Source organism: Methylobacterium sp. E-041 (assembly GCF_022829665.1).
Taxonomy (GTDB): domain Bacteria; phylum Pseudomonadota; class Alphaproteobacteria; order Rhizobiales; family Beijerinckiaceae; genus Methylobacterium.
Window position 1 is genome coordinate 17,279 of record NZ_JAKSYQ010000285.1, and the last position, 21,987, is coordinate 39,265.

General features: G+C 72.0%; 21 protein-coding genes. 5 read left to right on the top strand and 16 right to left on the bottom strand.

The window, feature by feature from the left end; genetic code table 11:
• Nucleotides 1–16 precede the first annotated feature (16 nt).
• Nucleotides 17–850 carry an S-formylglutathione hydrolase gene (gene fghA, locus MKK70_RS25700; RefSeq protein WP_243950747.1) on the top strand — a complete coding sequence of 278 codons (834 nt, stop codon included), beginning with the start codon at nt 17–19 and terminating at the stop codon, nt 848–850.
• Between the two features lie 202 nt (nt 851–1,052).
• On the opposite strand, the gene MKK70_RS25705 is transcribed toward fghA, so the two are convergent.
• Nucleotides 1,053–1,298: a hypothetical protein gene (locus MKK70_RS25705; protein WP_243932594.1), complete on the bottom strand. Its 246-nt coding sequence runs from the start codon at nt 1,296–1,298 to the stop codon at nt 1,053–1,055.
• Between the two features lie 176 nt (nt 1,299–1,474).
• On the opposite strand from MKK70_RS25705, the gene MKK70_RS25710 reads away from it, so the two are divergent.
• Both MKK70_RS25710 and MKK70_RS25715 read left to right on the top strand, forming a co-directional pair.
• On the top strand, nt 1,475–2,533 hold the full coding sequence (locus tag MKK70_RS25710; RefSeq protein ID WP_147727893.1) for a YeiH family protein: 1,059 nt from the start codon (nt 1,475–1,477) through the stop codon (nt 2,531–2,533).
• A 77-nt stretch (nt 2,534–2,610) separates the two neighbouring features.
• Nucleotides 2,611–3,549, top strand: coding sequence for a dihydrodipicolinate synthase family protein (locus MKK70_RS25715; protein WP_243950749.1), 939 nt, complete (start codon nt 2,611–2,613; stop codon nt 3,547–3,549).
• Between the two features lie 112 nt (nt 3,550–3,661).
• Here MKK70_RS25715 and addB read toward each other — a convergent pair whose 3' ends face one another.
• The 8 genes from addB to MKK70_RS25755 all read right to left on the bottom strand — a co-directional run bounded on the left by addB (nt 3,662) and on the right by MKK70_RS25755 (nt 13,626).
• The gene (addB, locus tag MKK70_RS25720; protein ID WP_243950751.1) at nt 3,662–6,865 is read right to left on the bottom strand and encodes a double-strand break repair protein AddB; all 3,204 of its coding nucleotides are present in this window, start codon (nt 6,863–6,865) and stop codon (nt 3,662–3,664) included.
• The gene (locus MKK70_RS25725; protein ID WP_243950753.1) at nt 6,862–7,329 is read right to left on the bottom strand and encodes a hypothetical protein; all 468 of its coding nucleotides are present in this window, start codon (nt 7,327–7,329) and stop codon (nt 6,862–6,864) included. Before MKK70_RS25725 ends, addB begins: the two co-directional genes overlap by 4 nt.
• Nucleotides 7,326–7,646 (bottom strand): hypothetical protein, encoded by a 321-nt coding sequence (locus tag MKK70_RS25730; protein ID WP_243950755.1) that lies wholly within the window; start codon nt 7,644–7,646, stop codon nt 7,326–7,328. The genes MKK70_RS25725 and MKK70_RS25730 overlap by 4 nt, the downstream gene beginning before the upstream one ends.
• A 40-nt stretch (nt 7,647–7,686) precedes the next feature.
• Nucleotides 7,687–8,448 carry a nucleotidyltransferase family protein gene (locus tag MKK70_RS25735; protein WP_147729627.1) on the bottom strand — a complete coding sequence of 254 codons (762 nt, stop codon included), beginning with the start codon at nt 8,446–8,448 and terminating at the stop codon, nt 7,687–7,689.
• Between the two features lie 35 nt (nt 8,449–8,483).
• Nucleotides 8,484–10,109, bottom strand: coding sequence for a tRNA (adenosine(37)-N6)-threonylcarbamoyltransferase complex ATPase subunit type 1 TsaE (gene tsaE / locus MKK70_RS25740; RefSeq protein ID WP_409568326.1), 1,626 nt, complete (start codon nt 10,107–10,109; stop codon nt 8,484–8,486).
• Between the two features lie 199 nt (nt 10,110–10,308).
• Nucleotides 10,309–11,568 carry an EAL domain-containing protein gene (locus MKK70_RS25745; RefSeq protein WP_243950757.1) on the bottom strand — a complete coding sequence of 420 codons (1,260 nt, stop codon included), beginning with the start codon at nt 11,566–11,568 and terminating at the stop codon, nt 10,309–10,311.
• 244 nt (nt 11,569–11,812) lie between these two features.
• On the bottom strand, nt 11,813–12,472 hold the full coding sequence (locus tag MKK70_RS25750) for a class I SAM-dependent methyltransferase (protein ID WP_243950758.1): 660 nt from the start codon (nt 12,470–12,472) through the stop codon (nt 11,813–11,815).
• Nucleotides 12,469–13,626 (bottom strand): glycosyltransferase, encoded by a 1,158-nt coding sequence (locus MKK70_RS25755; protein ID WP_243950759.1) that lies wholly within the window; start codon nt 13,624–13,626, stop codon nt 12,469–12,471. Before MKK70_RS25755 ends, MKK70_RS25750 begins: the two co-directional genes overlap by 4 nt.
• 114 nt (nt 13,627–13,740) lie before the next feature.
• Here MKK70_RS25755 and MKK70_RS25760 point away from each other — a divergent pair, with 114 nt between their 5' ends.
• The gene (locus tag MKK70_RS25760; RefSeq protein ID WP_243934111.1) at nt 13,741–14,955 is read left to right on the top strand and encodes a DNA topoisomerase IB; all 1,215 of its coding nucleotides are present in this window, start codon (nt 13,741–13,743) and stop codon (nt 14,953–14,955) included.
• 28 nt (nt 14,956–14,983) lie between these two features.
• Here MKK70_RS25760 and MKK70_RS25765 read toward each other — a convergent pair whose 3' ends face one another.
• Nucleotides 14,984–15,679 carry a response regulator transcription factor gene (locus MKK70_RS25765; RefSeq protein ID WP_147727879.1) on the bottom strand — a complete coding sequence of 232 codons (696 nt, stop codon included), beginning with the start codon at nt 15,677–15,679 and terminating at the stop codon, nt 14,984–14,986.
• A gap of 249 nt (nt 15,680–15,928) precedes the next feature.
• A complete protein-coding gene (locus tag MKK70_RS25770) occupies nt 15,929–16,825 on the bottom strand; it encodes a GGDEF domain-containing protein (RefSeq protein ID WP_147727878.1) in 897 nt (298 codons plus the stop codon).
• A gap of 176 nt (nt 16,826–17,001) precedes the next feature.
• Between MKK70_RS25770 and MKK70_RS25775 the strand changes: the two genes are divergently transcribed.
• Nucleotides 17,002–17,385, top strand: a complete 384-nt coding sequence (locus MKK70_RS25775) for a hypothetical protein (RefSeq protein ID WP_243950761.1) — start codon at nt 17,002–17,004, stop codon at nt 17,383–17,385.
• 3 nt (nt 17,386–17,388) lie between these two features.
• Here the strand turns inward: MKK70_RS25775 and MKK70_RS25780 are convergent, their stop codons facing one another.
• The 5 genes from MKK70_RS25780 to proS form a co-directional block, all read right to left on the bottom strand.
• Complete coding sequence (locus tag MKK70_RS25780; RefSeq protein ID WP_147843825.1) at nt 17,389–17,850, bottom strand: hypothetical protein; 462 nt, start codon at nt 17,848–17,850, stop codon at nt 17,389–17,391.
• Between the two features lie 159 nt (nt 17,851–18,009).
• Nucleotides 18,010–18,255 carry a hypothetical protein gene (locus MKK70_RS25785; protein WP_147727875.1) on the bottom strand — a complete coding sequence of 82 codons (246 nt, stop codon included), beginning with the start codon at nt 18,253–18,255 and terminating at the stop codon, nt 18,010–18,012.
• 182 nt (nt 18,256–18,437) lie between these two features.
• Nucleotides 18,438–19,151: an ABC transporter ATP-binding protein gene (locus tag MKK70_RS25790; protein ID WP_147727874.1), complete on the bottom strand. Its 714-nt coding sequence runs from the start codon at nt 19,149–19,151 to the stop codon at nt 18,438–18,440.
• A gap of 11 nt (nt 19,152–19,162) precedes the next feature.
• The gene (locus MKK70_RS25795; protein WP_243950763.1) at nt 19,163–20,461 is read right to left on the bottom strand and encodes a lipoprotein-releasing ABC transporter permease subunit; all 1,299 of its coding nucleotides are present in this window, start codon (nt 20,459–20,461) and stop codon (nt 19,163–19,165) included.
• A 7-nt stretch (nt 20,462–20,468) separates the two neighbouring features.
• Entirely contained in the window at nt 20,469–21,794 is a 1,326-nt protein-coding gene (proS, locus tag MKK70_RS25800) for a proline--tRNA ligase (protein ID WP_147843822.1), read from the bottom strand.
• Nucleotides 21,795–21,987: the final 193 nt, after the last annotated feature.

Consider the following 21,987-nt stretch of genomic DNA (forward strand, 5'->3'; position numbering starts at 1 on the left):
CCCAGGAGATCACCCCATGGAAACCGTCTCGAAGGCCCTCTCGCACGGTGGCGTCCAGGGCGTGTACAAGCATGACGCGACGACCACCGGCTGCCCGATGACCTTCGCGGTCTTCGTGCCGCCCCAGGCCAAGGACGGCCCGGTGCCGGTGCTGTGGTACCTCTCGGGGCTGACCTGCACCCACGCCAACGTCATGGACAAGGGCGAGTACCGGCAGGCCGCCGCCCGCCACGGCGTGATCGTCGTCGCGCCCGACACCTCGCCCCGCGGCGAGGGCATCCCCGACGAGGCCGGCAACTGGCAGTTCGGCTCCGGCGCGGGCTTCTACCTCGACGCGACGCAGGCACCCTATTCCGCGAACTACCGGATGTGGAGCTACGTCACCGAGGAGCTTCCGGCGCTGGTCGCGAAGAACTTCCCCGCCGACATGAGCCGCCAGGGCATCTTCGGCCACTCGATGGGCGGGCACGGCGCGCTCACGATCGCGCTGACCTATCCCGACCGCTTCAAGTCCTGCTCGGCCTTCGCGCCGATCGCCCAGCCCTCGACGGCGGGCTGGTCGAAGCCGGCCTTCGAGAAGTATCTCGGCACGGACACGGCGGCCTGGCGCGCCCACGACGCCACCGCACTGATCGAGGACGGGCACCGCTTCCCCGAGTTCCTCGTCGACCAGGGCACCGCCGACAGCTTCCTTCAGGACGGGCTGCGGCCGTGGCTGCTGGAAGAGGCCTGCAAGAAGACCGGCATCGCGCTGACCCTCAACATGCGCGAGGGCTACGACCACTCCTACTTCTTCATCTCCAGCTTCATGGACGACCACATCACCTGGGCCGCCGCCCGGCTGAAGTGACAAAAAACCCTCCCGCGATCGGGCGATCGCGGGAGGGTTTTTGCTTTCGGCGTCGTCACGACGGCTCACGCCGCGACGGCACGCGTCGAACGACGATCGCGGTCGTCCCATCCATGAGGCCTTCGGCGGACGTCGGGCCTCGACGTGCAAGAAGAGAGGGATGGACCGCGTCGCGGTGTGCCCGCCGGCGGCCGGCCTGAAATCAGCGGAGGGCCGTGACCTGCACGGGCGCAGCGTCCGCGACCTGCGACGGGGCCTGATCCGCCAGGTAGATCCGGCCGCCGACGAACAGAAGCGCCAGAGCCCAGAACACCAGGGCCGCACGGCGCGTCTCGCGGTAGCTGCCGGCTGCGCCCACGGCCTTCGCATCGACGCAGGCGCGCGGCATCTCCATCGGCTCGCCGAAGGGATCGTAGGCGGTCGTGCGCTGGTCGAGCTGGGCGGTCATGATGGGAGATGTCGCGCTTGGCCGCCGCCGGATCAATGGTTGCGTCTTCCGAAGATTCCTTGACAAAGAGAGGCTTCTTCTCCGCCGGATCGCCGGTGTGGAAGTTCGTTCCTCGACGCATCCCCGGATGCGGAATCCGCCGAGCGAGAGGCCGCGTGACCGCAGACTCGAAGCCGATGACCCCGCCCGCGCACGCCGCGCCCACGGTCGCCGCCGGCCCGTTCGCGCTGCTGCCGGGCATCCTCGTCTGCGTCGCGATCACCGGGATCGCGATGGGCGTGCAGGCGGTCGAGGAGCGCGCGCTCGACCATCCGTATATCGAGGCGCTGGTGATCGCGATCCTGCTCGGCATCGCGCTCCGCAGCGCGTGGGTGCCGGGGGCGCGCTTCCGCAGCGGCATCGCCTTCAGCGCCAAGCAGCTGCTCGAGCTCGCCGTGACGCTGCTCGGCGCCTCCCTGAGCCTCGGGGCGATCGTCGCCTCCGGCCCGGCGCTGCTCACCGGCATCGTCGGCACGGTGATCCTGACGATCGCGGCGAGCTACGGCATCTGCCGCCTGCTGGCGCTTCCGGCGCGGATGGCGATCCTCGTCGCCTGCGGCAACGCGATCTGCGGCAACTCGGCGATCGCCGCCGTCGCCCCGGTGATCGGGGCCGACAACAAGGACATCGCCGCCGCGATCGCCTTCACCGCCGTGCTCGGCGTGCTGATGGTGCTCGGCCTGCCGCTGTTCGTGCCGTTGGCCCACCTGTCCGACAACCAGTACGGCGTGCTCGCCGGGCTCACCGTCTACGCGGTGCCGCAGGTGCTGGCCGCCACCGTGCCGGTGAGCCTCGCCAGCACCCAGGTCGGCACCCTGGTCAAGCTGGTGCGCGTGCTGATGCTCGGCCCGGTGGTGCTCGCCTTCTCGCTGATCGCCCGCCGGCTGCCGGCCGAGGGCGGCGCGGCGGCCCGGCCCGGGCGCCTGAGCCTGACCAAGCTCGTGCCGTGGTTCATCGTCGGCTTCCTGGTGCTGGCGAGCCTGCGCTCCCTCGGCCTGATCCCCGACGCGGCCGCGCTTCCGCTGACGAGGCTCGCCGGCATCCTTACCATCGTCTCGATGGCCGCGCTCGGCCTCGGCGTCGACGTGCGCATCCTCGCGCGCGTCGGCGGACGCGTCACCGCCGCCGTCACCGGCTCGCTCCTCGTGCTCATCGGCATCAGCCTCGTGCTGATCCGGGCCCTCGGCATCGCCTGAGCGGCTGCGACGCCACCGCCGAGTCGGTCTATCGTCCGCGTTCCTCGGCCCGACGCCGTCACGAAGGATCAAACCCCATGCGCCTCGATGCCTCCGAACGCGGCGTCTTCCCGATCGCCCCGACGCCGTTCCACCCGGACGGCCGCATCGACCACGACTCGATCGACCGGCTGACCGACTTCTACGCCGCGAACGGCGCCACCGGCCTCACCGTGCTCGGGGTGATGGGCGAGGCGCCCAAGCTCGACCAGGGCGAGGCGCTCGACGTCGCCCGACGCTTCATCGTGCGGGCGAAGGGCCTGCCGGTGATCGTCGGCGTCTCGGCGCCGGGCTTCGCCGCGATGGCGTCGCTGGCCCGCAGCGCGATGGATGCGGGCGCGGCCGGGGTGATGATCGCGCCGCCCAGTTCCCTGCGCACGGACGACCAGATCGCCGCCTACTACGCGCAGGCCGCCGAGGCGATCGGCGCCGACGTGCCGTTCGTGATCCAGGACTATCCCCTCACCTTCACCGTGGTGATGACGCCGGGCGTGATCCGCCGGATCGTCAACGACAACCCGGCCTGCCGGATGCTCAAGCACGAGGACTGGCCGGGGCTCGAGAAGATCTCGGCTTTACGCGGCTTCGAGGCGGAGGGCTCGATGCGGCACATTTCGATCCTGTGCGGCAACGGCGGCCTGTTCCTCGATTTCGAGACCGAGCGCGGCGCCGACGGGGCGATGACCGGCTACGCCTTCCCCGACATGCTCGCCGACGTGGTCCGCCTCTCGGCCGCCGGCGAGCGCGACGCCGCGCACGACCTGTTCGACGCCCATCTGCCGCTGCTGCGCTACGAGCAGCAGCCCGGCATCGGGCTGGCGGTGCGCAAGTACGTCATCGCGCGCCGTGGGCTGATCGCCTCCGCCGCCCAGCGCAAGCCCGGCGGCACGCTGGCCCCGAAGGCGGTCGCCGAGGTCGAGTACCTGCTCGGCCGGCTCGCCCGCCACGATCCCCGCGCGGCGCTGGCGCCGGTCTGAGGCTGCGGCTCGCCTCCGGATCGATTCGGAGGCTGCTCTCGCGCCTTTCCCTTCCCCCACTGCGAGGGAGGGAGACGCGTGCATCCGCTCCGATCGACCGGAGGCGACCGGATCAGCTCTCGCCATCTCCCCCGAGCGACCATTCGCCGACGCGGGCGAGGTGGTCGTAGTCGCCGTAGGACTTGGCGTACTTCGCGTAGGGCCGCGAGGTGTAGGCGGCCTGCCCGGTCATGAAACGGGCGACGAGCCCCCTCAGGCGGGTGGCGTGCTCCTCGACGATCTCCGCCACGGTGCGCGGATCGCCCTTCGGCGGCTTCACGGCCAGCGGCACGAACGGCTTCCGCCCGCCCGAGGCGTGGACGTAGAGCAGGTCCGGCGTCGCGTTCGTCGCCGGAAACCCGTCGAACGCGCCGTGCATCAGCATCGCCGCCTCCAGGGTGAGCTGCGGTGAGAAGCCGGCAAAGATCTCGCGGGCCGAGGGCGGCGCGCCGGTCTTGAAGTCGACGATGCAGGCGCCGTCCGCCCCGCGCTCGATCCGGTCGGCGCGCGCCCGGAGCGTGAAGGTCTCAGGTCCCAGCGGGATCGCCCACCGTCCGAAGATCTCGGGTTCGACCCGCGCGAGGGTCGCCCGCCGCGCGATCTCCCAGGGGAGGTAGACCGCGGCCATGCGCTCGTAGCGCGGCCACCACTCGGCGTAGAGCTCGGGGTAGGTGTCGGCGGTGCCGGCGAAGGCCTCGACCGCGATCTGGTTGAGCCGTTCCCAGGCGATTGCGGCATCGGGCAGCGCATCGGGATAGCGCTCGGCGAATCGGCCGAAGATCGCGTGGATCATGGTGCCGCGGTCCCCCGCGCCGGGCCGCTCGGCCACCGCCTCGAGCGGATCGAGCCCGAGCACGTGGCGGGCGAAGACAGCGTAGGGGTCGCGCACCAGCGTCTCGATCTCGGTGACGCTGAGGCTGCGCGGGAACAGGGCCGGGTCGGGCTTGGGCTTCGGCTGGGTCAGGCGCGGCTGCGCGGGCGCCGTGTCGAGCACGCGCGCATAGCCGGCAAAGCGCCGGCCGGCGTCGAGGGTGGCCGCCCAGGCCGCCTCACCGGCGAAGGCGCGGATGCGCTGGAGAAAGCGCGACGGCACGGTCGGCGAGCCCTCGCGCTTGGCCGCGCGGGTGATCACCGCGTCGCGGCAGCCGAGGGCCTGGACGAAGTCGTGCGCCGCCTGGCCGAGCTGGCGCTCGGGCGGGTTGAGGCCGATGCGTTCGCGCATCGGCCGGTTGAGGAAGGAATCCGTGGTGGTCTTGCCGGGCCAGACGCCCTCGTCGAGCCCGGCGAGCACGACGCGGTCGTAGTGCATCAGGCGCGATCCGAGCGGATCGAGGATGCTCAGGCGCGGATGCGGCGCCGGCCCGGCGCAGGGCACGGTGCGATCGGCGGCGAGCGTAGTAAGGAAGGCGGGGTAGTCGTCGAAGCTCCCCGGCAGCAGCGCCGCGTCGGCCTCGGCGCGGTGGCCGACGAGGTTCCGCACGTCGTCGAACAGCGTGTCGAGGCAGTTCAGCGAGGCATCGGCGATCGGCTCGGCCACCTCCGCCGGCCGCGCCAGCAGCGCCTCGCACACCTCGGCATGGAGGCGCGCCGCCTCGACGAGATCGCAGGCGGCCGCCTCGGCGCCGCAGGAGCCGGCGAACGCGGCGAGCGGTGCGAACGCGGCCTCGAGCTGATCGAGGATCGTCGCCGCCAGGTCCCAATCGCGGTCGCCGAGGCGCTGCTTGGCCCGGGGCTGGTGCCTGTGCGGGGCGGCGCGCTGGACGGCGAGCGCATCCTTGAGCCCCTGGAAGCTGCCGGCCGGCGCCGGGCCGCGCAGCACGCCGATCTCCAGGGCCGCCGCGCCGCGCACGACGTCGCCGCGCGGGAGGCCGAGGCCGACCAGCGGATGGGCCAGGAGCGCGATGATCCGCGCCGGGATCGCGTCGCCCTGCTCTCGGTGGAGGTCGACGGCGAGTTCCGCCGAGAGGCGCGCCATCCGGCCCGCCGCGCTGCGGCTGAGCGCGAGACCGGCGCCGTCCTCGGCGACGATGTCCCAGCGGGCGAGCTCGGCGGCGACCCGCATGGCGAGCGCCCGGTCGGGCGTGATCAGCGCGGCGGTCCGGCCCGGCGCGGCGAGCGCCTCGCGCAGGGCGACGGCGGCCATCAGCGCCTCGTCGCGCTCGTCGGCCGCCTCGGCGACGGCGAGCCCCGCCAGACCCTGCCGGCCGAGGGTCTCGCGCGCCGTCCCGTCGAGGCGCGCCCAGGTATCCGTGGTCTCGGCCGGGCGCAGGGCCTGCGACAGCAGCGCGGCGCGGGCGGTCACCTCGGGATCGTGGCCGCCGAGGTCGACGACCGCGTCCCGCGCGACGCCGAGGCAGCCGGGGCCGAGCAGCCGATGCAGCACGGCCTGCGGGTGGCCGTGGGCGATCTCGCGCTCGAAGCCTGCGCCGGTCTCGATCGCGTCCCAGCCGGCCGCGTCGAGATCCAGGTCGAGGCCGGGGAGCACCACCGCGCCGTGCGGCAGGCCCGCCACCGCGGCGATGAGCTTGGCGGTGGCCGGCACCGAGCCGGTCGAGCCGGCGATCACCACCGGGTCGCGCGGACGCTCGCGGGTGAGGCGGGCGGCCTCCGCCAGCACGAGGTCGCGCGCCCGCGAGACCGGATCGGTGAGGCCGCGCTCGGCCAGGATCCGCGGCCAGTTCTCCGCGGCGATCCGGACGAAATCGAGGGTCAGGCCGAAATAGCGCGAGTACTCGGTCTCGACGGCACCCGCGATCTCGGACCAGGGCAGGCTCTCGACGGTCAGCGCGTCCATCAGCCCTTCGAGGTCGGCGGCGAGCGCCACCGCGTCGGCGGGCGAGGCCGGCACCAGGAACGGCACCTCCTCGTCGATCGGCAGCAGCGAGCGGTCGACCGCCTGCGCCCAGGACTGCACCAGCCGGGCGAGGATCAGCCGGCGCTCAAGCTTCTGCATCTCCGGGTCGAGGCCGACGGCGGCGTTCGCGACCAGCGGCATCGCGGCGAGATCCAGCTCGGCCTCGTCCGCCTCGCCGAGCGGGATCATCCGCGGCAGCAAGGCCGCCTCGCCCAGCCGCGCCGCCAGGCGCTTGGCCAGCTCCTTCGCCACGCCCGGCGTCGGCAGGTAGATCGTGACGGCGGCGAGCGCGAGCGGGTCGCGCCCGAGATCGCCGACGAGGCGCCCGTCGAGCAGCGCATCGACCAGCGTCGGCAGGAACGGCGCGCCGCGGGTGATGGTGAAGACGTGGGCGTGTGGGTCGGTCGGGTCGATCTGGGTCAACCGAGGATCCGTTCGCGCTCGTGCGTGAAGTTGAGCACCTTCCTGCCCGACATCGCGCTGGTGCGGTAGAGGTGGAGGTCGTCGGTGATCAGGGTGACGTCCGGCTCCCGCGCGTTCGGGATCGAGACGTCGTTGAGGCCCAGCCTGTCGAAGTCGACGGAACCGACGGCATCCGCGCTCGGCGCATACGTCTCTGTCGCCGCCTTCGCGAAGGAACGGAACGCCTCGAGAACCGGAGCCAGGCGGTCCTGGTCGAATTGTCGGATCAGGTACGCGGTCTCGGCAAGGACGTTCGGCGTGGCGACGAAGATCGCCGCATCCCCGATCCGGAGTTTCAGCAGCACGAAGTCGTCGATCGTGTGGATGCGCGCGCGCCGATGCGCGGCGATGTATGATCGGGAGGCGGTCCCGACGAAGAGCAGCAGAAGCAGGTTCGTGTCGACGAGCAGGCGTCCGGCACTCAAGGTTCGACCCGGCGGTCGGTGACGGAGACGACGCGGCCGTCATCGTCCTTGAGGTGCACCACCTTGTAGGATTGTTTCGGATCGAGATCGCGCCCAAGAGCGGTCACGAGCGGCTTGGACGCGTCCCAGGGCCGCGAAAACCCGACGGTGATGAGCCGCTGGTTCAGCGCGTCGTCGAACCGGATCTCCTCGAGACCGATGTTCGTCGGCTGCTCGGCATCGAAGACCGCGGCGACGCAGTCCTTCGCCTTGGAAACCGCTTCCTTCACGTCCACCGGGACCTCCGCAGCGACCAGGGCCATCCTCGATGCGAGCAATCTACAGGTTCCGCATCCGTTCCTCAAACGGAATCGCGGCTCACCCCTCCTGCGCGCTCACCCGCACGCGCTCCTCGGCGGCGCGGATCGCGTCGGGCGTGCCGACGTGGAGCCATTGGCCGTCGAGCCGCAGCCCGGACAGGCGGCCCGCCGCGATCGCCCGGTCGAACAGCAGGTTGAGCGAGAACGCGCCGTCCGGCGTGTCGGCGAACAGCTCCGGCTTCACGATGGCGACGCCCGCGTAGATGAAGGGGGCCACCCGGCGCTCGCCGCGCCGCTCCAGCCGGCCGTCGGCGTCCATGACGAAGTCGCCCGAGCCCTCGTAGCCGAGGCTCGTGGTGGTCGGCGCCACCAGGAGCAGGATGTCCATCCGCGCCGCGTCCCAGGCCTCGATGAGCCGGGCGAGGTTCGGGGTCGGGCCCTCCAGCCAGAACGAATCCGAGTTGAACACCACGAAGGGGTCCGCGCCGACCAGGGCGAGCGCCTTCTTCACGCCGCCGCCGGTCTCGAGCAGGGTCTCGCGCTCGTCGGACACGACGATCTTCGGAAGGCCGACGCGCTTGGCCAGGTGCCCCTCGATCAGGTCGGGCAGGTAGTGGACGTTGACCACCGCGGTCTCGATTCCGCCCTCCGCCGCCCGGTCGAGGGCGTGGTCGATCAGCGCCTTGCCCGCGACCTCCACCAGGGGCTTCGGCACCGTGGCGGTGACCGGGCGCATGCGCTTGCCCAGCCCCGCGGCGAGGACGAAGGCGCGGGTGATCGCGGCTTGCGCGGTCGGCGGCGAGGCGGGGGTGTCGCTCATGCGCGGGGCTCGCGAAGGAGAGGTCGGACGGCGGTTCAGGCGGGCTCGGCCGGCGGCTCGGCGCGTCCGAGCAACCCCGGAAGGTGCTGCAGGTGCCAGTCCCGCAGGGACGCCAGCGCCGGGTGGGCGAGGTTGCGGGCGAGGTAGCCCTCGATCCGCGGGATGTGGGCGAGGTAGGCCGGCTTTCCGTCGCGCAGGTTCAGCCGGGCGAAGATGCCGAGGATCTTGGTGGCGCGCTGCGCCGCCAGGATGGCGTAGGCGGTGGCGAAGCCCTGCACGTCGAAGGCCGGATCGCGGGCGCGGCGCTCGCGGGCGTAGAGCCCGAGCAATCTGAGCTCGAACTCGGCGTTGGCGTCGACGCGGGCGTCCTGCAGCAGCGAGGCGACGTCGTAGGCCGGGTGGCCGAGCACCGCGTCCTGGAAGTCGATCACGCCGATGCGCTCCAGCCCGTCGCGCTCGGGGAGCCAGATCAGGTTGGGGGAATGGTAGTCGCGCAGCGTCCAGGTCGGTCGGGCGGGCACGGCGCCCTTCAGCACCTCGGCCCAGAGCGCGCCGAACGCGTCCCGCGCCTCGGGCGGGAGCGTGACGCCGCGCAGCGCCGGGGCATACCAGTCCGGCAGCAGCTCGGTCTCGAACAACAGCGCCTCGGCATCGTAGGCCGGGATTACGTGGTCGATGCCGTCCGCCACCGGCAGCACGCCCGGCAGCTCGACCGCGTGGAGCTTGGCGAGCAGGCGCGTCGCCTCGGCGTAGCGCTCGGGCCGCGGGCCGGCGGCGTCGACCACCGGCTCGGTGCCGAGGTCCTCGAGGATCAGCAGCCCGGTGTCGAGGTCCTCGCCGTAGATGCGCGGCGCCGAGAAGCCGAGCGCCCGCAGGCCCCGGTCGATCGCGACGAAGGCGTGGACGCTCTCGGCGAGCTTGACGATCGCGCTGTAGGGCTTTCCGTCGCGCACCGGCGGCCCGTCGGCGCGCGGCGGCGAGATCATCAGCACCGCCGAGCGGCCGTCGGGATGCGTCAGGCGCTCGTAGGCGCGCGACGACGCGTCGCCCTGCATCAGGGTGCGGGTCGCCTCGTCCCAGCCGCTGCGGGCGAGAAGGGCGCGGACCGCGCGCGCCCGGTCGAGGCGGGCGCGCATGCCCTCGGTGCCGGAGATGCGGGCGAAGCGCGAGCCCTCGCCGAACTCGGGCCGCAGCGACAGGTCGATCGACAGGACCGGCCCCTCGCGCGGCGGAAGCCGCTCGGGCCACTCGACCAGCGTGATCGCGGCCTCGGTCATCTCGTCGAAACCGAGCTCGACCAGCTCGTCGGCGCTGCGCAGCCGGTAGAGGTCGGCATGGACGATCGCGCCGAGGCGACCCTCGTAGGGCTGGATCAGCGTGAAGGTCGGGCTCGGGACCTCGAGGCTCGGATCGCCGGCAAGCTCGCGGATCAGCGCGCGCGCCAGCGTGGTCTTGCCGCCGCCGAGGCCGCCCGAGAGCGCGACGAGGTCGCCCGGCATCAGGAACTCGGCCAGGAACAACCCGAGATCCTCGGTCGCGCCCTCCTCCGGCAGGACGATCTCCCAGGCCGGCGGCTGCGCGTCCGCGGGGGGCGTGCCCGGCGAGGGGGCTGCGCCCGAGACGGCACCCTGCCGGTCGTGATCGGGATCGTCCTCGCCCAAAACCGTCAACCTCCGAGCGCCGATGCGCGGCGCGGCCTTGCAACCGTACCGGTCTATCGGAGGATCCTTAACCGAACTTCGCGAAAACGCGCATCCCCGCACGGGGCGGCACCGGTCGCGGCCGGCGCGCGCGGTCGAAGCCGGTCGTCGCGATGAGATCGGCCGGGCGTGCGGGACAGCTCGGCCCATCCGCGGCCGGTCACGCCGCGGCGATCTGCGGCGCGTCGCCGCCGGCGGCCTTCCAGCTCCGGATCAGGGCGAGGGTGTCGGCCAGCGGCACCGGGCAGCCATAGAGGTATCCCTGGCCGTAGGCGCAGCCCATCTCGGCGAGCGCCGCCGCCTCGGCCGGCGCCTCGATGCCCTCGGCCACCACGGGGATGCCGAGCTCGTCGGCGAGCACGAGGATCGTCTGGATGATCTTGCGGTTGCACGGGGTGGTCAGCATCGCCCGGACGAAAGCGCGGTCCACCTTCAGGGTCGTGATCGGCAGCTTCGACAGGTAGCTCAGCGACGAGTAGCCGGTGCCGAAATCGTCGATGGCGATGCCCATGCCCGCCTCGCGGCACACGCTGAGGGCCTCGGTGGCGCCTGCGGGATCGCGCATCACCGTGCTCTCGGTAATCTCCAGCTTCAGCGTCGCGGGGGCGATGCCGGTGGAGCGCAGCATCTCGGCGACCATCGCCGGGAAGCTCGCGCGGGCGAGGTCGTAACCGGTGACGTTGATCGAGAGGAACAGCGGCCCGTCGGCGGCGCCCGGGTTCTGCAGGGCCGCCATCATGATCTCCGGCATGATCCGGCCGACCTCGGAGACGACCCATTCGGTGATCTCGACGATCAGCCCGCTCGATTCGGCCACGGGGATGAACGTCATCGGCGGCACCAGGCCCTGCTCGGGGTGGCGCCAGCGGATCAGCGCCTCGAAGCCGGCCAGCGTTTCGGTGCCGAGCCGCACGATCGGCTGGAGGAACAGCTCGAACTCGTTGCGGTCGAGCGCCCGGCGCAGGGCGCGCTCCATCATCACCACGGAGATCGCGGCCTGGAAATCCGCCTTGAGCGCCGGCGAGGGCTCGACGGCGACGGGGCGCGCCGTCACGGCCGGGGCATGCGGCTTCAGCAGCGCGATCGCGTCGCGATAGCGGGCCATGACCACGCCGAGGCACAGGCGCAGGATCGGGTCCGCCTGCAGGAGGCGATTCTCGATCTGCGCCTCGGAGATCGGGACGAGGACGCAGTCCTCGGTCGCCCGCGCCGAGGTGGGGCGCGGGCCCGAATCGAGGATCGCCATCTCGCCGAAGATCTCGCCGGGGCCGCGCTCGGCGAGCGGTTGCTCGATGCCGTCGCGGCGCAGGAAGATCGCGGCCCGTCCGGCGACGATCAGGTAGGCCACGGTTCCGGGCTCGCCTTCCTCGAAGATCGCGCTGCCGGCGGGCAGCGTGATCGTAGCGTTGGGATCGTTCATCGTCCGGTCCATGTCCCACCGAAACTTCAGGTGGCCTGGAGCGAACTTTGCCCGACGGACATTAATCAACCTACAATTCGTTCGATCCCAAGCCGCGCAATACATACCGCCGCGAACGAATGCTGCGGCAGCGAAAAACGATCGATGACGTTGCGGCGTATACAACCACTGAATGGTCAGGCGAATACTATCTTCGATAGAAATCCGCATCGCCGGCCATCACCGGCGGCCTTCGGCGGCGCGATCACGCGACGAAGCGCCAGACGTGGCTCTGCTTGATCTCGGCATCCTCCAGCGCCCGCGTCACCGGCACGGCGTAGCTGGTGATCGCCTCGAGGCGGGCGCGCGGCAGGTAGCTGCGGCCGGGATCGCCGATGAGCACCGTGGTGCCGGCCGCGTGCAGGCGGCCGAGCCAGTCGCCGACCGCGCCGGCGAGGTCGCGCTCGTAGAAGATGTCGGCGGCGAGCACGAGGTCGACGTCGGGCACCGTGCCGATCAGGTCGGCGGAGGAGGTGGCGATGCGCCCGGAGACGTCGTTGGCGGCGGCGTTCAGCGGGATCGCCGCGATCGCGAAGGCATCGAGGTCGCTGGCGAGCACCGAGGCGGCGCCGGACCGCGCCGCCGCGATCGCCACGAGCCCGGAGCCGGAGGCGAAGTCGAGCACGCGCCGGCCGGCGGCGATGTCCGGGTTGTCGAGGAGGTAGCGGGCGAGGGCTTGCCCGCCGGCCCAGGCGAAGGCCCAGAACGGCGGCGGCAGGCCGATCTCGGCGAGCTCGTCCTCGGTCTTCTGCCACAGCTCCGTCGCCTCGTCGGCGACGTGGAGCACGATCTCCGGCGCATGCGCCACCGGCAGCAGGCGGGTGTTCGCGCGGATGAAGGCGGCGGCGTTCTCCGGCGTGATCATGGCCCGAGCAGCTCGCGATAGAGGCCGCACACGGCCTGCACCACCGCGTGCTCCGAGAACCCGTCCTCGACGATGCGCCTGCGGGCCGCCGCGCCGAGGGCGGCCACGCGATCCGGATCGCCCGCGAGCCGGACCAGGGCGGCGGCCAGAGCCGGCGCGTCGCCGGGGGGGACGACGAGGCCCTCGATGCCGTCGCGCACCAGGGCGCGGCAGCCCGGCACGTCGGTGGTGAGCAGCGCCCGGCCGCAGGCGGCGGCCTCCAGCAGGGTGCGCGGCAGGCCCTCGCCGCCGCGGGAGGGCAGGCAGCCGACATGGGCGCCGGCGAAGGCCGCGGCCGCGTCCCGCGTCGGCCCGAGCCAGGCGACCCCGTCGCGGGACCAGTCGCGCAGCGTCGCCTCCGGGATCGCCCGGCGGTTCGAGGGATCGGGCGCGCCGTGCAGCGCAAGCTCGACCGCAACGCCCTGCGCGCGGGCGAGCCGCACCGCCTCGACGGCGACGTCGATCCCCTTCGACCACAGCATCCGCGCCACGATCGCGACCCGGAGCGGCGGATGCGGCGGCAGCGGCCGCGGCACGAACGCTTCCGGGTCGACGCCGGCACCGCCGACGATCGTCACCGCGGTGTCGGCCGGGTCGAGGCCGAGGGCAGCGGCGTCGTCCGGGTTCTCGAACAGGAAGCGGGTGCGCTTCGAGGCCAGCGGCCCGCGGATCAGGTGGCGCAGGGCGGTCCGCGAGAGGCGTCCGGCCGCGTCGGCGCGCGCGCCGATCAGCCCGAGGCCGGTGAGCGCGTAGACGCGCGCCGGGATGCCGGCCATCGCCGCCGCCGTGCCGCCGACCAGGATCCCGCGCAGCGCGATGCAGTGGACGATATCGGGCTTCCAGGCCTTCAGGATCGCGGCGAGCTGCCCCGCGGCGTAGCCGGCGGCCATCGGGTTGAGGCTGGAGCGCTCCGCCTCCAAAGCGATCACCCGGGCGCCCGTCGCCTCGACCACCGCGCGGTGGTCGCGCACCCGCGTCACCACGGCGACCGACAGGCCCATCGCCACCGCCGCCCGCGCCATCGGCAGGAAATGCGAGGCGAAGAACCAATCCTCGGTGACGACGAAGGCGAGGCGCCGCATCGGCGCGGCGGGGGCGGAAGGGGCGGCGTCCATCGCACGAGCCTCTAACACGGGCGCGCATCCGTGTACGGCGGATACGCAGGCGCCGGAACACGGCCGCGCGGCGACCGGTTGAGGGCAGGCTTTCGCAAGCGAGGAGCAGCGCTCATGGCATCGGATCTCGTGTCCTCGGACGAGACCGCCGGCACCGTCGTCGACCCGCGCGACGCGGCCGCCGAGGCCGGGCTCGCCTACGTCGACGACACGATGCCGGGCCTGACCCGGAAGAAGACCGCCAAGGGCTTCCGCTTCGTCGACGCCAAGGGCGCGCCCGTCCGCGACAAGGCGCAGGTCCAGCGGATCAAGTCCCTGGCGATCCCGCCGGCCTACACCGACGTGTGGATCTGCCCGCGCAAGAACGGCCACATCCAGGCCACCGGGCGCGATGCCAAGGGGCGCAAGCAGTACCGCTACCATCCCGATTTCCGCGCGGCGCGGGACTCGACGAAGTTCAGCCACATCATGGCCTTCGCCGACGCGCTGCCGGGCATCCGCACGCGGATCGACGCGGACATGCGGCGCAGGGGCCTGTCGCGCGAGAAGGTGCTCGCCACCGTGGTGCATCTCCTCGAGACGACGCTGATCCGCGTCGGCAACGACGACTACGCCAAGGCCAACAAGAGCTACGGCCTGACGACGCTGCGCGACCCGCACGTGACGGTCGAGGGCGCGGCGATGACCTTCCGCTTCAAGGGCAAGAGCGGCAAGACCTGGAACCTGTCGGTGAAGGACCGGCGCGTGGCCAGGATCGTCAAGGCCTGCCAGGACCTGCCGGGCCAGGAGCTGTTCCAGTACATCGACGAGGCCGGCGAGCAGCGCGACGTGACCTCGTCGGACGTCAACGCGTACCTGCGCGAGATCTCGGGGCAGGACATCACGGCGAAGGACTTCCGCACCTGGGCCGGCACGGTGCTGGCGGCGCTGGCGCTTCGCGAGTTCGAGACCTTCGACGGCGAGGCCGGCGCCAAGAAGAACGTCCGCGCGGCGATCGAGAACGTGTCGGCCCGGCTCGGCAACACGCCGACCATCTGCCGCAAGTGCTACATCCACCCGCAGATCATCGACTGCTACCTCGAAGGCGCCCTGCTGCTCCAGGTGAAGGACGCGGTCGAGAGCGAGCTGGTCGAGGATCTCGGCCGCCTGCGCCCGGAGGAGGCGGCGGTGCTGAGCCTGCTGCAGACCCGGCTCGCCGGAGACGCGCCCTCGACCGGCACGGCGAAGGCCGCGCGCCGGACGGCTCGGGCCGGCAAGGCGGCGAAGGCGAACACGCCGCGCAAGCCCGCGGCGAAGGCCGCCAAGGGCGCGGAGGCCGCGCGCGCCTGAACGCGCGCCCGCCCGGGTCGCGGCGCGCTCAATGGCGCGCCGGACCCTCGCCCGTGCTGGCCCGCGCCGATTCGGCCCCGCGACGGCCCTGCTCGGTGTCGAGCACCGGCGCGAGGCCGAGCTGACGGGCGAGCGAGACCAGATCCTTCAACCGTCCGGTCTGGGTCTTGCGGCGCAGGTTCAGGCGGTGGGTCTCCACCGTGCGGACCGACAGCATCAGGCGGCGCGCGACCTCCTTGTTGCTGAAGCCGGCGCTGAGGAAGCGCAGGACTTCGGCCTCGCGCGGCGTCAGCCCGAGGCTGTCGGCCGGCTCCGCGGACGGGGCCGTGCCCGCCTCGACCTCGCTCCGGGCGATCAGCCGCGGGGCGCCCTCGGCCAGGGCCAGCACGGCGTTGCAGAGGTCCCGCGGCGTGGCGGAGCGGGCCACGAAGGCGTCCGCCCCGGCCTCCCGCAGCGCGTCGACGTCGGCCGCGTTCAGCGCCTGGAACGCCACCAGCGTCCGCAGCGCCGGCAAGCGCGCCTTGAGGTCCACGAGGTGGCTGAGCCCGACCTGCAGCCGGGTCTCGTCCAGGAAGATCAGCGCGACGGTGTTGGCCGGGTCGACCTGGTCGAGGTCGGCCTCGCCGATCGTATGGAGCGCCGGCATGTGCTCCAGCGTCGCGCGGAAGGCGGGATTCAGCTCCTGGGGCTCGTCGAACACCAGGACGTCTACGGCCGTACTCATACCGCGCACCCTTCTTTCCCGGCATGGCACAATTCGGCCGGGGTCGGAAGAAGTGTTTCAAGACTCGTTCCAGACGAATCCTGCGGTCTTTCGCAGTCGACTTGTGTCGAAATCAGATACGGCGCCGGGCTTATACTTAACGCGTGTCTCGCACAGGCACAGCGCGATCAACCTTAACGTCCCTCCGTCTCCGCGACGACCGAGCGACGCAGGGCGGCGGGTCCCCGTGCCGGCGAAGCGGACCGGGCTTCAGCCGGCGCGGGCGAGGACGAGGTCGTTCTCGGCCGAGACGACGCGGTCGCGCCCGGAGGTCTTGGCCTCGTAGAGGGCGATGTCGGCACGCTTGGTCAGCGCGGTGACGCTGTCGCCCTCGCACCAGGTGCTGACGCCGAAGCTGCACGTCATGCGCACGGGGCCGCGCGATCCGCGGATGCGGAGGTCCCTCACCTGCAGGCGGAGGCGCCCGGCGACGGCCTCGGCCTCCGCGAGGGAAAGTCCGGGCAGCACCACCGCGAACTCCTCGCCGCCGAGGCGCCCGACGATCCCCTGGGCGCCCAGAAGCTCGGCTACGGCCTTGATCGCGGCATCGCCGACATCGTGGCCGTGCTCGTCGTTGATGCGCTTGAAATGGTCGATGTCGGCGAGCACGGCCGAGAGCGCCCCGTGGTTGCCGGCGCGCTCGGTCGCCGCGCCGACCCGGGCGAAGAAGGCGCGGCGGTTGAGCAGGCCGGTGAGCGGGTCGGTCTCGGCGAGCCGGATCAGCTCGTTCTGCATCGTGGTCAGGCGCTCAGCCGCGCGAAGGCGCGCATGCAGCTCCTCGGCGCTCGGCGGCTTCTCGATGAAGTCGTCGGCGCCGCTGTCCAAGGCCTCGGCGAGGTTCCGCGCGTTGCGCGCCGACGACATCGTGACGACGTAGAGGGGGCGGCGCGCCTCGGCGAGGAGCCGGGCCGACCAGCACAGCTCCAATCCCGTCACCGGCCGGACCTCGAGGCTGGTGATCAGCACCCGGACGCTCGGGGTCTCCTCCAGGAAATCGCGGGCGGCGGCCGAGTCCGTGAAGGCGCTCACGACGTGCCCGCGCGGTTCCAGCAGCCCGGTGATGATCTTGAGGACGACGCGGCTCGAATCGACGATGACGATGTGCATGGCGCGCGATACCGATGGAAACGGGTTCTGATGCAACCAGGCCTTAAAAACCTTAAGATGCAGTCTCGGCTCGCGCACACGTGGATGATCGGCGACGGAATCGTACGAACGCCGGCCGGCGCCGACGCGGCGCGAAGGACGAGCGGGAACCCCGATTGCGGGTGCGGGAGGCGAGCGTGACCGCGACAGGAAGGTCGGAGGGGGCGGAGGCGGCGCCGTACCCGCGCACGCCGGACGGGCGCTACTTCGTCGTCGGGGAGCGGCTCTGGCGCTGCACCGACCCGCGCCTGCCGGAAGAGGCCCGGCAACGCCACGTCGACGCGCTGATGGATGCGCGCCGCGCCGTCGGGGCGGCCAAGCGCGCCGAACGGAAGGGCGATCCCCAGGCTCCGGCGCTGCTGCGGTCGGCGCGCGGCGCCGTGCAGGCCGCCAAGGAAGCCCTCGGCGAGCGCGGGCCGGTCTGGTGGACGGATGGAGCAGAGGACCAGGGCGGGCGCCATCCGCGCAACACGCCCTATGCCGCGTGGTACGCGGCGCTCACCGAGCCCGAACGCCGCTGACGCTCAGCGCCGCGGCACGGAGACCGTGACGACCGAGACGCCGTTCCCGGACTGGACCTGCCCGCCCGAGGTCCAGGCGCCATCGCGTCCGCGCGACAGGATGCGCGGCCCCTGCCCGCGGCGGGAGGCCGGGTGAAGGCCGGGGTTGATCACGGTCAGGCTCGGCGCCGCCACCGGTGCCTCGCGCAGGCCCGAGATCGTCGGGATGCCGTAGGTGCCGTAGCTCCAGGGGGCCGGGACGATGCGGTTCGGCGAGGGCACGCTGCTGAAGGGCGCACCGATATACGCACCGCGCACCGCCTCGTCGGCGAAGCCGTACCCGACCGGACCGCCATAGGCCGAGCCGTAGCCGTAGGGTGCGACGCGCACGGTCTCGGCGTGCGCGGCCCCGACGCCGAGCGACAGGGCGGCGGCGAGCGCGAACCGGGCGGCGATCCGCGAGCGGGACGGATGGTGACGGGTCATGGATCGCAACTCCGGTCGGGACGCTGACATGCGGGGCAAACCCCGGTCTCGCCGATCTCGTTCCGGTCGGCCCGCCCAAGCCACGGGCGAAGACTGCTTAAACCGCGCGGCGAACGCTGTTGCCCACAGAATTACGCGCGGCGCCGAAGTCGATCCCGCTCAACGGCAAGTGGTGATACGGCGAACGATCCAGCCTTCGCCCTCGACCCAGAGACGACGGCGGATCCGGCTGCAGGTGCCGCCGTCGTCCTCGCCCTCGGTGGCCGAGACCGGACGGACGGGGGGCGTCACCTCGGCGACCTTGGTCACGGTCGCGGTGGCGGGGGCCGCCGACGCCGTCGTGGGGGCGGCGAAGCCGAGGAGCGCGACGAGCGCGAGGACGGGAGCAACGGACGTCGTCGACATGGATCTGGGTCTCGCCTGGGCAGCTTGGCCGGCGCGTTGGCACCGGAGCGGAGACGCTTCGTGCGTGTCCGAACGGGTAATCCGCGACCCTTCGTTTCGGTTGCAACGCCTGCGCGGATCTCGCGATGAATGCTCCGATTCGGCACGGATGAAGCGCGGATCCCGAACCGCGCCGTGCGCCCTCAGTCCAGCTGCTGGATCAGCCCGTCGCGGATCGTGACCCGGCGGTCCATGCGGGCGGCGAGCTCCATGTTGTGGGTGGCGATGAGGGCGGCCAGGCCGGAAGCGCGCACCAGCGAGAGCAGGATCGAGAAGACGTGCCCCGCGGTCGAGGGGTCGAGGTTGCCGGTGGGCTCGTCGGCGAGCAGCAGGCGCGGGCCGTTCGCGACGGCGCGCGCGATCGCGACGCGCTGCTGCTCGCCGCCGGACAGCTCCGCCGGCCGGTGGACGAGGCGGTCCTTGAGGCCGAGGAAGCTCAAGAGCTCGGTGGCGCGCGCCTTCGCCTCGCCGCGCCCGAGCCCGCGGATGAGCTGGGGCATCACCACGTTCTCCAGCGCCGAGAACTCCGGCAGCAGGTGATGGAACTGGTAGACGAAGCCCATCTCCTCGCGGCGGAAGCGCGTGCGCTCGGCATCCTTCATCGCAGCGGTCGGCTGGCCGCCGACGTAGACCTCGCCGCCGTCCGGCCGCTCCAGCAAACCGGCGAGGTGCAGCAGGGTCGACTTGCCGGCGCCCGACGGCGCGACCAGCGCGACCAGCTCGCCCGGCCAGATCGCGAGGTCGGCCCCGCGCAGGATGTCGAGCGACCGGTCGCCCTGCGCATAGCGCCGCTCGACGCGGGAAAAGAACAGGGCCGGCACCGGCGGGATGCCGGCGCTCTCGGAGGTGCCGCTCATGGAAGTGCCGCTCAGCCGTAGCGCAGCGCCTGCACCGGATCGAGCCGGGCCGCGCGCCAGGAGGGATAGACCGTCGCGGCGAGCGCGAGCAGGAACGAGGTCAGCACCACGACGGTGATCTCGGTGGGGTTCATCTCGGCCGGGATCTCGGCGAGGAACCGCACCGTCGGGTCCCAGGCGCCGGGAAACAGCATGCGCTGGATCGGCTTGATGTTCAGCGTGATCAGGATGCCGAGCCCGAGGCCCGACAGGGTGCCGACGAGGCCGATCAGCGCGCCGTTGATCAGGAAGACGCGCATCACCGTGCCGGGGGTCGCGCCCATGGTGCGCAGGATGGCGATGTCGCTCGACTTGTCGCGCACCAGCAGGATCAGGCCGGAGACGATGTTCAAGGTCGCCACGACGACGATGAGGCTCAGGATCAGGAACATCACGTTGCGCTCGACCTCGAGCGCCCCGAAGAAGGTTCGGTTGCGCTGGCGCCAATCGGTGAGCAGCACCGGCCGCTCGGCCGCCAGCTCCAGCGGCTCGCGCATGGCGGCGACCGCATCGGGGTTGTCGATGTAGATCTCGATCAGGCTGACGTCGCCCTCGCGGTTGAAGAACGCCTGCGATTCCGCGAGCGGCATGAACACGAAGGTCGAGTCGAACTCGGTCATGCCGATCTCGAAGATCGCCTTGACCGTGTAGCTCTTGGTCCGCGGCGCGGTGCCGAAGGCCGTGGTCGCGCCCTTCGGCGTCGAGAGCGTGATGGTGTCGCCGGCCTGGATCGCCAGGCTGTCGGCGAGCCGGCGGCCGATCAGCACCCCCGAGCCGTCGTCGAAGCCCTCCAGCGTGCCGCCGCGGAGCGACTTGGCGATGCCGCCGATCGCCCCGAGGTCGTCGCCGCGCACGCCGCGGACCAGCACGCCGCTGCCGCCGTAGGGCGACGAGGCGAAGGCCTGGCCCTCGACCAGCGGGATCGCGGCCCGCACGCCCGCCACCTTCGACAGGCGCTCGGACAGGTCGGCGAAATCGGTGAAGGTCCGGTCGATCGGGGTGACGAAGATGTGGCCGTTGATGCCGACGATCTTCGACAGCAGCTCGGTCCGGAAGCCGTTCATCACCGAGAGCACGATGATCAGCGTCGCGACGCCGAGCGCGATGCCGAGCACCGAGAAGAACGCCACCACCGAGACGCCGCCGCCGCGGCGGCGCGCGCGCAGGTAGCGTCCGGCGATGATCCACTCGAAGGCCGCGAACGGCGCGGTCGCCCCGCGCAGCCATGCCGGCTTCCGCATGCTCGCCTCGGTGCCGGCTTCGACCGCCATCGGAGCCTCAGGCACGCCGGATGCGGGTGATCAGGTCCACCGGCGCCAGGGTCTCGCGCTCGCCGCCGGCGCGGCGCTTCAGCTCGACCTTGCCCTCGGCCAGGCTCTTGGGGCCGACCACCACCTGCCAGGGCAGGCCGATCAGGTCCGCGGTGGCGAACTTCGCGCCCGGCCGCTCGTCGCGATCGTCGTAGAGCACGCTGAGGCCGGCGGCCTCGAGCGTCCCCTGGATCTCGGCGCAGGCGGCGTCGGTCGCGGCGTCGCCGGTCTTCAGGTTGATCAGCGCGACGTCGAACGGCGCGACCGCATCCGGCCAGATGATGCCGGCCTCGTCGTGCGACGCCTCGATGATCGCGGCGACCAGGCGGCTCGGGCCGATGCCGTAGGAGCCCATGTGGACCGGGCGCTCGATCCCGTCCGGGCCGGCAACCTTGGCGCCCATCGGCTCGGAATACTTCGTGCCGAAGTAGAAGATGTGCCCGACCTCGATGCCGCGGGCCGACATGCGGTTCTCCTCCGGCACCTCGGCGAAGGCGTCGGCCTCGTGCATCTCGTCGGTGGCGGCGTAGTGCGAGGTCCAGGCGTCGACGAGGCCCTGCAGGCCGGCGACGTCCTCGAAATCCACGGTCGCGGGTGGGATCTCGAAGTCGAGATAGGCGCGGTCGCAGAACACCTCGCTCTCGCCGGTCTGGGCGAGGATGATGAACTCGTGGCTGAGGTCGCCGCCGATCGGCCCGGTATCGGCCCGCATCGGGATCGCCTTGAGGCCGAGGCCCGCGAAGGTGCGCAGGTAGGCCACGAACATCCGGTTGTAGGCGTGGCGGGCGCCGGCCTGGTCGAAGTCGAAGGAGTAGGCGTCCTTCATCAGGAACTCACGCGAGCGCATCGTGCCGAAGCGCGGGCGCACCTCGTCGCGGAACTTCCAGGAGATCTGGTAGAGGTTCTTCGGCAGGTCCTTGTAGGAGCGCACGCTCGCCCGGAAGATCCCGGTCACGACCTCCTCGGCGGTGGGGCCGTACAGCATCTCGCGGTCGTGCCGGTCCTTGATGCGCAGCATCTCCTTGCCGTAGGCGTCGTAGCGGCCCGATTCCCGCCACGGCTCGGCGGACTGGATCGTCGGCAGCAGCAGCTCGACCGCCCCGGCCCGGTCCTGCTCGGTGCGGATCACGTCGCAGACCTTGTTCAGCACCCGCAGGCCGAGCGGCAGCCACGCGTAGATGCCGGCCGATTCCTGGCGCACGAGGCCGGCGCGCAGCATCAACCGGTGCGAGACGATCTCGGCTTCCTTGGGCGTCTCGCGCAAGGTCGGCAGGAAGTAGCGGGACAGACGCATGAGGCTTCTTTGACGGATCCGGCGGTCGGTTCGGGTCTGGCGGCGCGCGCGGACGCCGATCCCGTTGCCGGGGGCACACAACACATTGCAACCGGAAAACACAAGCGGCTTGGGTCTTCGGGGCCGGCCGGAGCCCGGTTTCGTCGCTTCGCCACCCGCCGACGGCCCCGGAGACGGTTCCCTGCAATTTCTC

Bases quoted from the DNA above. Each gene is read 5' to 3' on its own strand.
- fghA (WP_243950747.1), top strand. From the start codon at position 17: ATGGAAACCGTCTCGAAGGCCCTCTCGCACGGTGGCGTCCAGGGCGTG.
- MKK70_RS25705 (WP_243932594.1), bottom strand. From the start codon at position 1,298: ATGACCGCCCAGCTCGACCAGCGCACGACCGCCTACGATCCCTTCGGC.
- MKK70_RS25710 (WP_147727893.1), top strand. From the start codon at position 1,475: ATGACCCCGCCCGCGCACGCCGCGCCCACGGTCGCCGCCGGCCCGTTC.
- MKK70_RS25715 (WP_243950749.1), top strand. From the start codon at position 2,611: ATGCGCCTCGATGCCTCCGAACGCGGCGTCTTCCCGATCGCCCCGACG.
- MKK70_RS25735 (WP_147729627.1), bottom strand. From the start codon at position 8,448: ATGAGCGACACCCCCGCCTCGCCGCCGACCGCGCAAGCCGCGATCACC.
- MKK70_RS25745 (WP_243950757.1), bottom strand. From the start codon at position 11,568: ATGAACGATCCCAACGCTACGATCACGCTGCCCGCCGGCAGCGCGATC.
- MKK70_RS25750 (WP_243950758.1), bottom strand. From the start codon at position 12,472: ATGATCACGCCGGAGAACGCCGCCGCCTTCATCCGCGCGAACACCCGC.
- MKK70_RS25755 (WP_243950759.1), bottom strand. From the start codon at position 13,626: ATGGACGCCGCCCCTTCCGCCCCCGCCGCGCCGATGCGGCGCCTCGCC.
- MKK70_RS25760 (WP_243934111.1), top strand. From the start codon at position 13,741: ATGGCATCGGATCTCGTGTCCTCGGACGAGACCGCCGGCACCGTCGTC.
- MKK70_RS25765 (WP_147727879.1), bottom strand. From the start codon at position 15,679: ATGAGTACGGCCGTAGACGTCCTGGTGTTCGACGAGCCCCAGGAGCTG.
- MKK70_RS25770 (WP_147727878.1), bottom strand. From the start codon at position 16,825: ATGCACATCGTCATCGTCGATTCGAGCCGCGTCGTCCTCAAGATCATC.
- MKK70_RS25780 (WP_147843825.1), bottom strand. From the start codon at position 17,850: ATGACCCGTCACCATCCGTCCCGCTCGCGGATCGCCGCCCGGTTCGCG.
- MKK70_RS25785 (WP_147727875.1), bottom strand. From the start codon at position 18,255: ATGTCGACGACGTCCGTTGCTCCCGTCCTCGCGCTCGTCGCGCTCCTC.
- MKK70_RS25790 (WP_147727874.1), bottom strand. From the start codon at position 19,151: ATGAGCGGCACCTCCGAGAGCGCCGGCATCCCGCCGGTGCCGGCCCTG.
- MKK70_RS25795 (WP_243950763.1), bottom strand. From the start codon at position 20,461: ATGGCGGTCGAAGCCGGCACCGAGGCGAGCATGCGGAAGCCGGCATGG.
- proS (WP_147843822.1), bottom strand. From the start codon at position 21,794: ATGCGTCTGTCCCGCTACTTCCTGCCGACCTTGCGCGAGACGCCCAAG.